This window comes from Enterobacter sp. EC_50 (assembly GCF_019584525.1).
GTDB classification, from domain to species: Bacteria; Pseudomonadota; Gammaproteobacteria; order Enterobacterales; family Enterobacteriaceae; genus Enterobacter; species Enterobacter roggenkampii.
The window spans coordinates 77,035-91,993 of record NZ_VDAF01000006.1 but is presented as its reverse complement, the minus strand read 5'-3'; the positions used below and the strand labels follow the sequence as shown (position 1 = coordinate 91,993).

Below are 14,959 nucleotides of genomic sequence, written 5' to 3'. Positions count from 1 at the left end.
TTTCTGTTTAACCATTTAGATATCAGGGATTTCGCCATGAAATTATTCGCTCAGGACTCGCATCTCGATCTTTCACATCCCCATGTGATGGGGATCCTGAATGTTACCCCTGACTCCTTCTCTGACGGCGGCACGCATAACACGCTTATCGAGGCGGTTAAGCATGCGAATTTAATGATTAATGCAGGTGCCACCATTATTGACGTTGGCGGCGAATCGACGCGTCCCGGTGCGGCGGACGTGTCTGTGGAAGAAGAGCTGGCGCGCGTGGTGCCGGTCGTTGAAGCAATCGCGCAGCGGTTTGAAGTGTGGATCTCTGTAGATACCTCCAAACCGGAAGTGATCCGAGAAGTGGCGAAAGTGGGCGCTCACATTATCAATGATATTCGTTCACTTACTGAGCCGGGGGCGATTGAGGCGGCTGCGGAAACCGGGCTGCCGGTTTGCCTGATGCATATGCAGGGGCAACCGAAAACCATGCAGGACGCGCCGAAGTATGACGATGTCTTTGCCGACGTAAATCGCTTCTTTATTGAGCATATCGAACGTTGTGAACGTGCCGGTATCCCAAAAGAGAAATTGCTGCTCGACCCGGGGTTCGGTTTCGGTAAAAATCTCTCACACAACTATGCGCTGCTTGCGCGCTTATCGGAATTTCATCACTTTGGCCTGCCGCTGCTGGTGGGAATGTCGAGAAAGTCGATGATTGGCCAGTTGCTGAATGTAGGCCCGAGCGAACGCCTGAGCGGCAGCCTGGCCTGCGCGGTGATTGCGGCGATGCAGGGTGCGCACATCATTCGTGTCCATGACGTCAAAGAAACAGTAGAAGCCATGCGTGTGGTGGAAGCCACACTGGCAGCGAAGGAAAACAAACGCTATGAGTAATCGTAAATATTTTGGTACCGACGGTATCCGTGGGCGCGTAGGCGATGCTCCCATCACCCCTGATTTTGTCCTGAAGCTCGGCTGGGCTGCCGGCAAGGTTCTGGCGCGTCATGGCTCACGTAAAATTATCATCGGTAAAGACACTCGTATTTCCGGCTATATGCTGGAGTCCGCGCTGGAAGCGGGACTGGCGGCGGCTGGACTGTCCGCCTCTTTTACAGGCCCAATGCCAACGCCTGCGGTCGCGTATCTGACGCGCACCTTCCGTGCGGAAGCGGGGATTGTTATCTCGGCCTCTCACAACCCGTTCTACGACAACGGCATTAAGTTCTTCTCTATTGATGGCACCAAGCTGCCGGATGAGGTGGAAGAAGCCATTGAAGCTGAAATGGAAAAAGAGATCACCTGTGTTGATTCCGCCGAGCTGGGTAAAGCGAACCGTATCGTTGATGCGGCGGGTCGCTATATCGAATTCTGTAAAGGCACCTTCCCGAATGAGCTGAGCCTGGCCCACCTCAAAATTGTGGTGGACTGTGCTAATGGCGCGACCTATCACATCGCCCCGAATGTCTTCCGCGAACTGGGTGCGAAAGTAATCGCCATCGGCTGCGAGCCGGATGGTCTGAACATCAACGAGCAGGTCGGTGCGACGGACGTTCGTGCCCTGCAGGCGCGCGTGCTGGCAGAAAAAGCCGATCTGGGTATTGCGCTGGACGGCGATGGTGACCGCGTGATCATGGTTGATCACGAAGGTAACAAGGTCGACGGCGACCAGATCCTCTACATTATTGCGCGTGAAGGTCTGCGTCAGGGTCAGCTGCGCGGCGGTGCGGTCGGGACGCTGATGAGTAACATGGGCCTGGAACTGGCGCTGAAACAGCTCGGTATTCCGTTCGTTCGCGCGAAAGTGGGTGACCGCTATGTGTTGGAAAAATTGCAGGAGAAGGGCTGGCGTATCGGCGCTGAGAATTCAGGTCACGTGATCCTGCTCGACAAAACCACCACCGGTGACGGTATTGTGGCCGCGTTGCAGGTGGTTGCCGCCATGGCGCGCAACCATATGAGCCTGCACGATCTGTGCAGCGGCATGAAAATGTTCCCACAGATCCTCGTAAACGTACGTTTCACTGCCGGCAAAGGCGATCCGCTGGAAAATGAGAACGTGAAAGCGGTGATGGCTGACGTTGAAGCGGCCCTGGGCAGCCGTGGACGCGTGCTGCTGCGTAAGTCTGGTACTGAACCGTTGATCCGCGTGATGGTGGAAGGCGAAGACGAAGCGCAGGTGACTGAATTTGCGCACCGTATTGCGGATGCTGTTAAAGCTGCATAATCGTGCACGCTAAATGTTTAAAAAGGCGGCGTTTGCCGCCTTTGTTTTAAGTAATTAATGGCTTTTTGCTGTTTTTTTCCGCAGTTGATACAATGCGTCGAAAATGCCCTTGCGAAGGTGATTCGCTTTGGTTAGTATTCACACCCGCTTCAGTGGGAAACAGAAATCCTGCTAATTGGTCGAAGCATTGGTATGCGGCAAATCCGCAAGGAACAGGTTGATTATGTACGAAGCTCTTTTAGTTGTTTTCCTTATTGTAGCCATCGCTCTCGTAGCGCTGATTATGCTGCAGCAAGGTAAAGGCGCTGATATGGGAGCCTCCTTCGGAGCAGGCGCTTCCGGTACGCTGTTCGGTTCAAGTGGTTCTGCGAACTTCATGACCCGCACGACGGCGATTCTGGCGACGCTGTTCTTCATCATCAGTCTGGTGCTTGGCAATATCAACAGCAACAAGACCAGCAAAGGAAGCGAGTGGGAAAACCTGAGCGCGCCAGCAAAAACTGAGCAAACTCAGCCAGCTGCACCGGCTAAGCCAACCAGCGATATCCCGCAGTAAGTATTCCGTACCGAGGTGGTGGAATTGGTAGACACGCTACCTTGAGGTGGTAGTGCCCTAACGGGCTTGTGGGTTCGAGTCCCATCCTCGGTACCAATATTCCAGAAGAAAGACGTCGAAAGACGTCTTTTTTTCGTCTGTAGCTTTTGCCGTTCGTAGGCCCGGTAAGCGCAGCGCCACCGGGCAAAATGGCGGGTGGCGCTGCGCTTACCCGCCCTACAAAAGCTGAACAAAAAGGCGCCCATTGGGCGCCTTTTGCATGTTTCATTATCGATTATTTCTTATCGCTGTGTTCCAGGTTCTCAACCTGCGGCAGACCGTTACCGGAACTGGCGGAGAGCAGGCCATTCTCAACATAGTTGAACAGCTTCTCACGGGTATCGGTGATGTCCAGGTTACGCATGGTCAGCTGGCCAATACGATCGTCCGGTGAGAACACTGAGTCACCTTTCTCCATGGTCAGACGCTCTGCTTTATAGGTCAGGTTATCAGACACGGTGTTCAGGATGGAGTAGTCGTTACCGCGACGTAGTTCCAGGGTCACTTCACCGGTAATTGCACTCGCCACCCAACGCTGCAGCGCATCACGCAGCATCAGCGCCTGCGGATCGAACCAGCGGCCCTGATACAGCAGTTTGCCCAGCTGACGGCCATGAGAGTGATACTGCTCAATGGTGTCTTCGTTGTGAATACCAGTCAGCAGACGCTCGTAAGCAATATGCAGCAGCGCCATTCCCGGGGCTTCATAGATGCCACGGCTTTTCGCTTCGATGATACGGTTTTCAATCTGATCGCTCATGCCCAAGCCGTGACGGCCACCAATACGGTTTGCTTCCAGCATCAGCTCAACGTCATCAGAGAAGGTTTTGCCGTTCAGCGCAACCGGATGACCACGTTCGAAACGCACGGTCACTTCTTCTGCCGGGATCTTCACGTTCTCATCCCAGAACTTCACGCCCATGATTGGGTTAACGATCTTCACGCTGGAGTTCAGGAATTCCAGGTCTTTTGCTTCGTGCGTCGCACCCAGCATGTTGGAGTCGGTGGAGTAGGCTTTCTCGACGGACATCTTATAGTCAAAGCCGCAGGCGATCATAAACTCGGACATCTCATGACGACCACCCAGCTCGTCGATGAAGTCGGTATCCAGCCACGGTTTGTAGATCTGCAATTCGGCGTTGGTCAGCAGGCCATAACGATAGAAACGTTCAATATCGTTTCCTTTATAGGTGCTGCCATCACCCCAGATGTTGACGCCGTCTTCTTTCATGGCGGCAACCAGCATGGTACCGGTGACCGCACGGCCCAGCGGAGTGGTGTTGAAATAGGTCAGGCCGCCGGTAGTGTTATGGAATGCACCACACTGAATAGCCGCGATACCTTCCGCGACCAGTTGTTTACGGCAGTCAATCAGGCGCGCGTTCTCTGCACCATACTCTTTCGCGCGACGAGGAATGGCATCATAGTCGTCCTCATCCGGCTGACCCAGGTTCGCAGTATAAGCATACGGAACCGCTCCCTTCTGGCGCATCCACAGCAGTGCAGCGCTGGTATCCAGGCCACCTGAGAAAGCGATGCCAATACGTTGTCCTACCGGAAGATGCTTGAGAATCGTCGTCATAGAATAAAACCCTGCTTGATTGACTGATTAGAGACCGCTTTCGCTCTCTTGTGCATTTTTATGCAAAATAAGTGAGTATTCATTTAATCATCTTTTGGCGAAGACCGGAAGAGACTCATGCGTTTTTTGTAAAAAATTTGGTCTGATCGATCTGGCGGAAGTCGCCTTGACAGGTGGGGTCAACTATCAATATACTAAACGCCGATTTTACGTCCCGTCTTCGGTACCAAATCCCAGCATTATTTGCAAATTCTGTCCAAAACGCGTAGAATTTGCCACGTTTCAGGCGCGGGGTGGAGCAGCCTGGTAGCTCGTCGGGCTCATAACCCGAAGGTCGTCGGTTCAAATCCGGCCCCCGCAACCACTTTCCCATAAAGTTCTTTTTCAAATATACTGTGAAGACTTAGAGCCTTCGTAGCTGGATTTGAAAAAATTCTTTCGGAGAGTGCTCCAGGCCACAGTTGTGGCTATAGGGTTCAGTTATCTAAAGCCCCGATTTATCGGGGTTTTTTGTTATCTGACTACAGAATAACTGGGCTTTACGCCCTTTTTTTATGTCTTGGGGGTGGGCTTGTCCACATTAGAGCAAAAATTAACAGAGATGATTACTGCACCGGTCGAAGCACTGGGCTACGAACTGGTCGGCATCGAATTCGTTCGCGGCCGTACATCGACGCTGCGCATCTATATTGATAGTGAAGATGGCATCAATGTTGATGATTGTGCTGATGTCAGCCACCAGGTGAGTGCGGTTCTTGATGTTGAAGACCCAATTACCGTTGCGTACAACCTGGAAGTTTCCTCACCTGGCCTCGATCGCCCGATGTTCACGGCCGAGCACTATGTGCGCTTTACCGGTGAAGAAGTGGCTCTCGTTCTGCGTATGGCCGTACAGAACCGCCGTAAATGGCAGGGAATTATCAAAGCCGTTGATGGTGAAATGATCACGGTGACAGTCGAAGGCAAAGATGAAGTGTTCGCGCTGAGTAATATCCAGAAGGCGAACCTGGTTCCCCACTTTTAACAGTCTGGATTGAGGTGAAAAGCCCGCGATGAACAAAGAAATTTTGGCTGTTGTTGAAGCCGTCTCCAACGAGAAATCACTGCCGCGTGAGAAGATTTTTGAAGCGCTGGAAAGTGCACTGGCTACAGCAACCAAGAAAAAATACGAACAAGAGATCGATGTTCGCGTAGAAATCGATCGTAAAAGCGGTGACTTCGATACATTCCGTCGTTGGGTAATCGTTGAAGAAGTGACCCAGCCGACTAAAGAGATCACGCTGGAAGCCGCCCGTTTTGAAGACGAAAGTTTGAACGTGGGTGACTACGTTGAAGATCAGATTGAATCTGTGACCTTCGACCGTATCACCACCCAGACCGCTAAACAGGTTATCGTGCAGAAAGTGCGTGAAGCCGAGCGCGCGCTGGTTGTCGATCAGTTCCGCGATCAGGAAGGCGAAATCATCACCGGCGTGGTGAAGAAAGTGAACCGCGACAACATCTCTCTGGAGATCAAATCCGAAGGGTTGCCGGGTAACGCTGAAGCCGTGATCCTGCGTGAAGATATGCTGCCGCGTGAAAACTTCCGTCCGGGCGACCGTATTCGTGGTGTTCTGTACGCTGTGCGTCCAGAAGCTCGCGGTGCGCAGCTGTTCGTGACCCGTTCTAAACCAGAAATGCTGGTAGAACTGTTCCGTATCGAAGTACCGGAAATCGGTGAAGAAGTTATCGAAATTAAAGCGGCGGCTCGCGATCCGGGCTCCCGTGCGAAAATTGCGGTGAAAACCAACGACAAGCGTATCGACCCGGTCGGTGCTTGCGTCGGTATGCGCGGTGCGCGTGTCCAGGCAGTTTCTACTGAGCTGGGCGGCGAACGTATTGATATCGTTCTGTGGGATGACAACCCGGCGCAGTTCGTGATCAACGCAATGGCTCCGGCTGATGTGGCGTCTATCGTTGTTGACGAAGACAAACACACCATGGATATCGCTGTTGAAGCGGGCAACCTGGCGCAGGCAATCGGCCGTAACGGTCAGAACGTACGCCTGGCGTCACAGCTGAGCGGCTGGGAACTCAACGTCATGACCGTTGATGACCTGCAGGCTAAGCATCAGGCTGAAGCCCATGCGGCGATCGATACCTTCACCAAATACCTGGATATTGACGAAGATTTCGCCACTGTTCTGGTTGAAGAAGGTTTCTCTACGCTGGAAGAACTGGCCTATGTGCCAATGAAAGAGCTGCTGGAAATTGACGGTCTGGATGAACCAACCGTTGAAGCCCTGCGTGAACGCGCTAAAAACGCACTGACCACCCTGGCACTGGCTCAGGAAGAAAGCCTTGGCGGTAAGAAGCCGGCTGATGACCTGCTGAATCTGGAAGGTCTTGATCGTGCGATTGCGTTCAAGCTGGCTGCCCGTGGTGTTTGTACGCTGGAAGATCTCGCTGAACAAGGCGTTGATGACCTGGCTGATATCGAAGGTTTAACCGACGAGAAAGCCGGCGAGCTCATCATGGCCGCACGTAATATTTGCTGGTTCGGCGACGAAGCGTAATAAACTGTAGCAGGAAGGAACAGCATGACTGATGTAACTGTAAAATCGCTGGCTGCTGAGATTCAGACCTCCGTGGACCGCCTGGTACAGCAATTTGCTGATGCAGGGATCCCGAAGTCCGCTGATGACTCGGTGACCGCGCAAGAAAAACAAACCTTGTTAACGCACCTGAACCGTGAACACGGCTCTACGCCTGACAAGTTAACGCTGCAGCGCAAAACGCGTAGCACGTTAAACATCCCTGGTACCGGTGGCAAAAGCAAATCGGTACAAATTGAAGTCCGCAAGACGCGCACCTTTGTAAAACGTGATCCGCAAGAGGCAGAACGCCTTGCCGCGGAAGAGCAGGCACAGCGTGAAGCGGAAGAACAAGCTCAGCGTGAGGCGGAAGCAGCCGCCAAACGTGAAGCAGAATTAAAAGCTGAACGTGAGGCCGCAGAAAAAGCGAAACGCGACGCAAGTGATAAAGTGAAGCGTGACGCTGCGGAAAAAGACAAAGTGAGCAATCAACAGACAGACGAAATGACCAAAACCGCCCAGGCTGAAAAAGCCCGCCGTGAAAATGAAGCTGCCGAGCTGAAGCGTAAAGCGGAAGAAGAAGCCCGCCGTAAGCTGGAAGAAGAAGCTCGCCGCGTCGCCGAAGAAGCGCGTCGCATGGCAGAAGAAAATGAGAAGAACGGTGTTGATACCGCTGAGCAGTCTGAAGACACCAGCGACTATCACGTGACCACTTCTCAGCACGCACGTCAGGCTGAAGATGATAACGACCGTGAAGTAGAAGGCGGCCGTGGCCGTGGTCGTAATGCAAAAGCAGCGCGTCCGGCGAAAAAAGGTAACAAGCACGCGGAATCCAAAGCTGACCGTGAAGAAGCACGTGCGGCTGTTCGCGGTGGTAAAGGCGGCAAGCGTAAAGGTTCCGCTCTGCAGCAGGGCTTCCAGAAGCCTGCTCAGGCCGTTAACCGTGACGTTGTGATCGGCGAAACCATTACCGTTGGCGAACTGGCGAACAAGATGGCGGTTAAAGGCTCTCAGGTCATCAAAGCAATGATGAAGCTGGGCGCTATGGCAACCATCAACCAGGTGATCGATCAGGAAACTGCGCAGCTGGTTGCGGAAGAGATGGGCCACAAAGTTATCCTGCGTCGTGAAAACGAGCTGGAAGAAGCAGTAATGAGCGACCGTGACACAGGTGCTGCGGCAGAACCGCGCGCACCGGTAGTGACCATCATGGGTCACGTTGACCACGGTAAAACCTCGCTGCTTGACTACATTCGCTCTACCAAGGTTGCCTCTGGCGAAGCGGGTGGTATTACCCAGCACATCGGTGCATACCACGTAGAAACTGACAACGGTATGATCACCTTCCTGGATACCCCAGGCCACGCCGCGTTTACCTCCATGCGTGCTCGTGGTGCTCAGGCGACGGATATCGTTGTTCTGGTTGTTGCTGCAGACGACGGCGTCATGCCGCAGACCATCGAAGCTATCCAGCACGCGAAAGCAGCGGGTGTGCCGGTTGTGGTTGCAGTGAACAAGATCGATAAGCCAGAAGCGGATCCCGATCGTGTTAAAAACGAACTTTCCCAGTACGGTATCCTGCCGGAAGAGTGGGGCGGCGAAAGCCAGTTCGTACACGTGTCTGCGAAAGCGGGTACCGGTATCGACGAACTGCTGGACGCGATCCTGCTGCAGGCCGAAGTTCTGGAGCTGAAAGCCATCCGTAACGGTATGGCGAGCGGTGCGGTTATCGAATCCTTCCTGGATAAAGGACGTGGCCCTGTTGCTACCGTTCTGGTTCGTGAAGGTACGCTGCATAAAGGTGATATCGTTCTGTGCGGTTTCGAATACGGTCGCGTTCGTGCGATGCGTAACGAACTGGGTCAGGAAGTGCTGGAAGCAGGTCCGTCCATTCCAGTGGAAATCCTGGGTCTGTCCGGCGTTCCGGCTGCTGGTGACGAAGTGACCGTTGTGCGTGACGAGAAGAAAGCGCGTGAAGTGGCACTGTATCGTCAGGGCAAATTCCGTGAAGTTAAACTGGCTCGTCAGCAGAAATCTAAACTCGAGAACATGTTTGCCAACATGACCGATGGCGAAGTTCACGAAGTGAACATCGTTCTGAAAGCCGACGTTCAGGGTTCTGTGGAAGCGATCTCCGACTCCTTGCTGAAACTGTCTACCGACGAAGTGAAAGTGAAGATCATCGGTTCTGGCGTAGGTGGTATCACCGAAACCGACGCGACCCTGGCTGCTGCCTCCAACGCTATCCTGGTTGGCTTCAACGTTCGTGCGGATGCCTCTGCGCGTAAAGTCATTGAATCCGAAAGCCTGGATCTGCGTTACTACTCCGTCATCTATAACCTGATCGACGAAGTGAAAGCAGCGATGAGCGGTATGCTGTCTCCTGAGCTGAAACAGCAGATCATCGGTCTGGCTGAAGTACGTGACGTGTTCAAATCACCGAAATTCGGTGCGATCGCGGGCTGTATGGTTACCGAAGGTAACATCAAGCGTCACAACCCAATCCGCGTACTGCGTGACAACGTGGTTATCTATGAAGGCGAGCTGGAATCCCTGCGCCGCTTCAAAGATGACGTTAACGAAGTCCGTAACGGCATGGAATGTGGTATCGGCGTGAAGAACTACAACGACGTTCGCGTTGGCGATATGATCGAAGTGTTCGAGATCATCGAAATTCAGCGTACCATCGCTTAATTTCCGATTGTAAGCCGGGATCGCCTCGCGCCACCCGGCAATAATTTCAAAAAGGGGCTTTAGCCCCTTTTTTGTCTGGAGAATTTATTATGGCGAAAGAATTTGGTCGCCCTCAGCGCGTAGCGCAGGAAATGCAGAAAGAGATCGCACTCATTCTGCAACGTGAAATCAAAGACCCGCGCGTCGGCATGATGACCACCGTTTCCGGTGTGGAAATGTCCCGCGACCTGGCCTATGCAAAAGTGTTCGTCACCTTCCTGAACGATCAGGACGAAGCCGCAGTGAAAAACGGCATTAAAGCGCTGCAGGAAGCCTCTGGTTTCATCCGCTCTCTGCTCGGCAAAGCGATGCGCCTGCGTATCGTGCCTGAACTGACCTTCTTCTACGACAACTCGCTGGTCGAAGGTATGCGTATGTCCAACCTGGTGACCAGCGTGGTGAAACATGACGATGAGCGTCGTGTTAACCCGGCGGACGACAGCAAGGAGGACTGATGAGTCGTCCTCGTCGTCGTGGTCGCGACGTGCATGGTGTGCTGCTGCTGGATAAACCCCAGGGCGCTTCCAGCAACGACGTGCTGCAAAAAGTGAAGCGTATTTTTAACGCCAACCGAGCGGGCCACACCGGCGCGCTCGATCCGCTGGCAACCGGCATGCTGCCGATCTGCCTGGGAGAGGCGACAAAGTTTTCCCAGTATCTGCTCGACTCCGATAAGCGTTACCGCGTTATCGCTAAGCTGGGTCAGCGCACGGATACTTCCGACGCGGATGGTCAGGTCGTGGAAGAGCGTCCGGTGACCTTCAGTGCGGAGCAGCTTGATGCGGCGCTGGAGAGCTTCCGTGGGGAGACGATGCAGGTGCCGTCGATGTATTCGGCGCTAAAGTATCAGGGCAAAAAACTCTACGAATATGCGCGCCAGGGCATTGACGTCCCGCGTGAAGCCCGTCCGATTACCGTGTATGAGCTGCTCTTTATTCGCCACGAAGGTGATGAGCTGGAGCTGGAAGTGCACTGTTCGAAAGGGACCTATATTCGCACCATCATTGATGACCTCGGTGAAAAGCTGGGCTGCGGCGCGCATGTGATTTACCTGCGTCGCCTTGCGGTGAGCAAGTATCCGGTGGAGCGGATGGTGACTCTGGAACAGTTGCGCGAGCTGGTTGAACAGGCTGAATCTCAGGGGATCGCGCCGGCAGAGCTGCTCGATCCACTGCTGATGCCGATGGACAGTCCGGCTGCGGACTTCCCGGTTGTTAATCTTCCTTTAACATCGTCCGTTTACTTTAAGAACGGCAATCCGGTTCGTACAGCGGATGCACCGCTGGAAGGCCTGGTACGCGTGACCGAAGGTGACGAAGGGAAATTCATCGGCATGGGCGAAATGGATGGCGAAGGGCGCGTTGCGCCGCGTCGTCTGGTCGTCGAATATCCGGTCGACGCGTGACGGTGATAACGGCTCACCTTGCGATAAGCAGGGGAGACGAGTAGAATATCGCCGCTTAACGCCTGGTAAATTGTTTAACAATCTGCGGGGCGTACATGGGATTGCTGAATTAGAGATCGGCATCCTTACATTCTTTATACTTTGGAGTTTGAAAATGTCTCTAAGCGTTGAAGCTAAAGCTAAAATCGTTTCTGAGTTTGGTCGTGGTACTAACGACAGCGGTTCTACCGAAGTTCAGGTTGCACTGCTGACTGCACAGATTAACCACCTGCAGGGTCACTTTGCAGAGCACAAAAAAGATCACCACAGCCGTCGTGGTCTGCTGCGTATGGTTTCTCAGCGTCGTAAACTGCTCGACTACCTGAAACGTAAAGATGTTGCACGCTACACCGCGCTGATCGAGCGTCTGGGTCTGCGTCGCTAAGTCTTGCGAGTTTCAGAAAAGGGGGCCTGATGGCCCCTTTTTTCAAGCAGACGGCAGCAATTCACTGGAAACTATTGTATTGTTGCTATAAATGATCTTCATTGCAGAGGTTCGCGCGGCTAATGAGAGGCTTCACCCAGGGGGGTGTTGGTTGTCATTAGTCGCGAGGATGCGAAGAAGGTCGGGTCAAATCGACAGCACACCGGTGGTGTGCTGTCAAACATTTAAGAAAGGACAGAACTTTGCTGAATCCGATCGTTCGTAAATTCCAGTATGGTCAACATACCGTCACGCTGGAAACCGGCATGATGGCACGTCAGGCGACTGCTGCCGTTATGGTAAGCATGGATGACACCGCGGTATTCGTTACCGTTGTGGGCCAGAAAAAAGCTAAACCAGGTCAGGACTTCTTCCCGCTGACCGTTAACTACCAGGAGCGTACCTACGCTGCCGGTAAAATCCCGGGTGGTTTCTTCCGTCGTGAAGGCCGTCCAAGCGAAGGCGAAACCCTGATCGCGCGTCTGATTGACCGCCCGGTTCGCCCGCTGTTCCCGGAAGGCTTCGTCAACGAAGTGCAGGTTATCGCGACCGTTGTTTCCGTTAACCCACAGGTTAACCCGGACATCGTAGCGATGATCGGTGCGTCCGCAGCCCTGTCACTGTCTGGTATTCCATTCAATGGTCCAATCGGTGCCGCGCGCGTGGGTTACATCAACGACCAGTACGTGCTGAACCCAACTCAGGAAGAGCTGAAAGAAAGTAAGCTGGACCTGGTGGTTGCGGGTACCGAAGCCGCTGTGCTGATGGTTGAATCCGAAGCTGAACTGCTGAGCGAAGACCAGATGCTGGGCGCTGTGGTCTTCGGCCATGACCAGCAGCAGGTTGTTATCCAGAACATCAACGACCTGGTGAAAGAAGCCGGTAAACCACGTTGGGACTGGCAGCCTGAAGCAGCTAACGATGCGCTGAATGCACGCGTTGCAGCTCTGGCAGAATCTCGTCTGAGCGATGCATACCGCATCACTGACAAACAGGAGCGTTACGCTCAGGTTGATGTGATCAAATCTGAAGTAACCGCGACCCTGGTAGCCGAAGACGAAACGCTGGACGCTAACGAAATTGGCGAAATCCTGCACGCCATTGAGAAAAACGTTGTTCGTAGCCGCGTGCTGGCTGGCGAGCCGCGTATCGATGGCCGTGAAAAAGACATGATCCGTGGTCTGGATGTGCGTACTGGCGTGCTGCCACGTACTCACGGTTCCGCGCTGTTCACCCGTGGCGAAACGCAGGCGCTGGTTACCGCGACCCTGGGTACAGCCCGTGACGCGCAGATCATCGACGAACTGATGGGCGAGCGCACTGACAGCTTCCTGTTCCACTACAACTTCCCTCCGTACTCCGTAGGCGAAACTGGTATGGTTGGCTCGCCGAAGCGTCGTGAAATTGGTCACGGTCGTCTGGCGAAGCGCGGCGTGCTGGCAGTCATGCCAGAAGCAGACAAATTCCCGTACACCGTACGTGTGGTGTCTGAAATCACCGAATCCAACGGTTCTTCTTCCATGGCTTCCGTGTGCGGTGCCTCTCTGGCGCTGATGGATGCAGGCGTGCCAATCAAAGCCGCCGTTGCGGGTATCGCAATGGGCCTGGTGAAAGAAGGCGACAACTATGTTGTTCTGTCTGACATTCTGGGCGACGAAGATCACCTCGGCGATATGGACTTCAAAGTGGCGGGTTCCCGCGACGGTATCTCTGCGCTGCAGATGGATATCAAAATTGAAGGTATCACCAAAGAGATCATGCAGGTTGCGCTGAACCAGGCTAAAGGTGCACGTCTGCACATCCTGGGCGTGATGGAACAGGCTATCAACGCGCCACGCGGTGATATCTCTGAATTCGCACCGCGTATTCACACCATCAAGATCAATCCAGACAAGATCAAAGATGTTATCGGTAAGGGCGGTTCCGTAATCCGTGCGCTGACCGAAGAGACCGGCACCACCATCGAAATCGAAGATGACGGTACCGTGAAGATCGCAGCAACCGACGGCGAGAAAGCGAAATTCGCGATCCGTCGCATCGAAGAAATCACTGCAGAAATCGAAGTGGGCCGCGTCTATGCAGGTAAAGTGACCCGTATCGTTGACTTTGGCGCGTTCGTTGCCATCGGTGGCGGTAAAGAAGGTCTGGTTCACATCTCTCAGATCGCTGACAAGCGCGTTGAGAAAGTGACCGATTACCTGCAGATGGGTCAGGAAGTACCGGTTAAAGTTCTGGAAGTTGATCGCCAGGGCCGTATCCGTCTGAGCATTAAAGAAGCAACCGAGCAGTCTCAGCCAGCTGCTGCGCCAGAAGCACAGGCCGCAGAACAGCAAGGCGAGTAAGTTGCCATTTGCCCTCCGCTTTGCGGAGGGCCTATTATCAGGCAGGACGCCTTGTTAAGCCGCCGGGGGACAGGACGTTCATCCAATAGTTGTCTTCGGGAGTGGGAAATGAAGCCTTTTTTGCGCTGGTGTTTCGTTGCGACAGCTTTAACGCTGGCAGGATGCAGCAACTCTGCCTGGCGTAAGAGCGAAGTCCTCGCAGTGCCATTGCAACCGACTTTGCAGCAGGAAGTGATCCTGGCACGCATGGAACAAATACTTGCCAGTCGGGCTTTAACCGATGACGAACGCGCACAGCTTTTATATGAGCGCGGAGTGTTGTATGATAGTCTCGGTCTGAGGGCATTGGCGCGAAATGATTTTTCACAAGCGCTGGCTATCCGACCTGATATGCCTGAAGTATTCAATTACTTAGGCATTTATTTAACGCAGGCAGGCAATTTTGATGCTGCCTATGAAGCGTTTGATTCTGTACTTGAGCTTGATCCAACTTACAACTACGCGCACTTGAATCGCGGTATCGCATTGTATTACGGCGGTCGTGACAAGTTAGCGCAAGATGATCTGCTGGCGTTTTATCAAGACGATCCTAATGATCCTTTCCGTAGCCTGTGGCTTTACATCGTTGAGCGGAAGCTCGATGAGAAGCAGGCAAAAGAGGCACTGAAACAGCGCTTCGATAAATCGGACAAGGAACAGTGGGGATGGAACATTGTCGAGTTCTACCTGGGCAACATTAGCGAAGCAACGCTGATGGAACGCCTCAAGGCGGACGCAACGGATAACACCTCGCTCGCTGAGCATCTCAGTGAAACCAACTTCTATTTAGGTAAGTACTACCTAAGTCTGGGGGATAAGGACAGCGCTACGGCACTGTTCAAATTAGCGGTTGCTAACAACGTACACAACTTCGTTGAGCACCGTTATGCATTGTTGGAATTATCGCTCTTGGGCCAGGAGCAAGACGACCTGGCAGAATCGGACCAGCAATAGCTGACGACATAAACATCAGCCCGTAATCTTTTGATTGCCATCACCTTAACTGGTGAGG

12 protein-coding genes and 2 tRNA genes are annotated in these 14,959 nt (G+C 53.4%); 13 read left to right on the top strand and 1 reads right to left on the bottom strand.

Translation table 11 applies throughout. The features are described from left to right. Positions 1-36 precede the first annotated feature (36 nt). The 4 genes from folP to FHC48_RS07000 all read left to right on the top strand — a co-directional run bounded on the left by folP (position 37) and on the right by FHC48_RS07000 (position 2,867). Complete coding sequence (folP, locus tag FHC48_RS07015) at positions 37-885, top strand: dihydropteroate synthase (RefSeq protein ID WP_008501468.1); 849 nt, start codon at positions 37-39, stop codon at positions 883-885. Next, a complete protein-coding gene (glmM, locus tag FHC48_RS07010; protein ID WP_021242257.1) occupies positions 878-2,215 on the top strand; it encodes a phosphoglucosamine mutase in 1,338 nt (445 codons plus the stop codon). Before folP ends, glmM begins: the two co-directional genes overlap by 8 nt. A gap of 223 nt (positions 2,216-2,438) precedes the next feature. Continuing rightward, a complete protein-coding gene (gene secG / locus FHC48_RS07005; RefSeq protein ID WP_021242256.1) occupies positions 2,439-2,771 on the top strand; it encodes a preprotein translocase subunit SecG in 333 nt (110 codons plus the stop codon). A 9-nt stretch (positions 2,772-2,780) separates the two neighbouring features. Continuing rightward, a tRNA-Leu gene (locus FHC48_RS07000) sits at positions 2,781-2,867 on the top strand. 178 nt (positions 2,868-3,045) lie between these two features. Here FHC48_RS07000 and argG read toward each other — a convergent pair. Further along, positions 3,046-4,392, bottom strand: a complete 1,347-nt coding sequence (argG, locus tag FHC48_RS06995; RefSeq protein ID WP_023344982.1) for an argininosuccinate synthase — start codon at positions 4,390-4,392, stop codon at positions 3,046-3,048. Positions 4,393-4,679: 287 nt separating this feature from the next. On the opposite strand from argG, the gene FHC48_RS06990 reads away from it, so the two are divergent. The 9 genes from FHC48_RS06990 (at position 4,680) to nlpI (ending at position 14,901) form a co-directional block, all read left to right on the top strand. Next, a tRNA-Met gene (locus tag FHC48_RS06990) sits at positions 4,680-4,756 on the top strand. Positions 4,757-4,963: 207 nt separating this feature from the next. Further along, a complete protein-coding gene (gene rimP / locus FHC48_RS06985; RefSeq protein ID WP_014833432.1) occupies positions 4,964-5,416 on the top strand; it encodes a ribosome maturation factor RimP in 453 nt (150 codons plus the stop codon). A gap of 28 nt (positions 5,417-5,444) precedes the next feature. Then, positions 5,445-6,947, top strand: a complete 1,503-nt coding sequence (gene nusA, locus FHC48_RS06980) for a transcription termination factor NusA (protein ID WP_059363817.1) — start codon at positions 5,445-5,447, stop codon at positions 6,945-6,947. A gap of 24 nt (positions 6,948-6,971) precedes the next feature. Next, entirely contained in the window at positions 6,972-9,659 is a 2,688-nt protein-coding gene (gene infB, locus FHC48_RS06975) for a translation initiation factor IF-2 (RefSeq protein ID WP_008501472.1), read from the top strand. An 89-nt stretch (positions 9,660-9,748) separates the two neighbouring features. Continuing rightward, complete coding sequence (rbfA, locus tag FHC48_RS06970) at positions 9,749-10,153, top strand: 30S ribosome-binding factor RbfA (protein WP_003024988.1); 405 nt, start codon at positions 9,749-9,751, stop codon at positions 10,151-10,153. Further along, the gene (truB, locus tag FHC48_RS06965; protein ID WP_059363818.1) at positions 10,153-11,103 is read left to right on the top strand and encodes a tRNA pseudouridine(55) synthase TruB; all 951 of its coding nucleotides are present in this window, start codon (positions 10,153-10,155) and stop codon (positions 11,101-11,103) included. Before rbfA ends, truB begins: the two co-directional genes overlap by 1 nt. Before the next feature lie 154 nt (positions 11,104-11,257). After that, the gene (gene rpsO / locus FHC48_RS06960; protein WP_003861789.1) at positions 11,258-11,527 is read left to right on the top strand and encodes a 30S ribosomal protein S15; all 270 of its coding nucleotides are present in this window, start codon (positions 11,258-11,260) and stop codon (positions 11,525-11,527) included. Between the two features lie 242 nt (positions 11,528-11,769). Further along, complete coding sequence (gene pnp, locus FHC48_RS06955) at positions 11,770-13,908, top strand: polyribonucleotide nucleotidyltransferase (protein ID WP_008501475.1); 2,139 nt, start codon at positions 11,770-11,772, stop codon at positions 13,906-13,908. A gap of 108 nt (positions 13,909-14,016) precedes the next feature. Next, the gene (nlpI, locus tag FHC48_RS06950) at positions 14,017-14,901 is read left to right on the top strand and encodes a lipoprotein NlpI (protein WP_008501476.1); all 885 of its coding nucleotides are present in this window, start codon (positions 14,017-14,019) and stop codon (positions 14,899-14,901) included. Positions 14,902-14,959: the final 58 nt, after the last annotated feature.

Coding starts and splice junctions, on each gene's coding strand:
- folP (WP_008501468.1), top strand. CDS start 37: ATGAAATTATTCGCTCAGGACTCGCATCTCGATCTTTCACATCCCCAT.
- glmM (WP_021242257.1), top strand. CDS start 878: ATGAGTAATCGTAAATATTTTGGTACCGACGGTATCCGTGGGCGCGTA.
- secG (WP_021242256.1), top strand. CDS start 2,439: ATGTACGAAGCTCTTTTAGTTGTTTTCCTTATTGTAGCCATCGCTCTC.
- argG (WP_023344982.1), bottom strand. CDS start 4,392: ATGACGACGATTCTCAAGCATCTTCCGGTAGGACAACGTATTGGCATC.
- nusA (WP_059363817.1), top strand. CDS start 5,445: ATGAACAAAGAAATTTTGGCTGTTGTTGAAGCCGTCTCCAACGAGAAA.
- infB (WP_008501472.1), top strand. CDS start 6,972: ATGACTGATGTAACTGTAAAATCGCTGGCTGCTGAGATTCAGACCTCC.
- rbfA (WP_003024988.1), top strand. CDS start 9,749: ATGGCGAAAGAATTTGGTCGCCCTCAGCGCGTAGCGCAGGAAATGCAG.
- truB (WP_059363818.1), top strand. CDS start 10,153: ATGAGTCGTCCTCGTCGTCGTGGTCGCGACGTGCATGGTGTGCTGCTG.
- rpsO (WP_003861789.1), top strand. CDS start 11,258: ATGTCTCTAAGCGTTGAAGCTAAAGCTAAAATCGTTTCTGAGTTTGGT.
- nlpI (WP_008501476.1), top strand. CDS start 14,017: ATGAAGCCTTTTTTGCGCTGGTGTTTCGTTGCGACAGCTTTAACGCTG.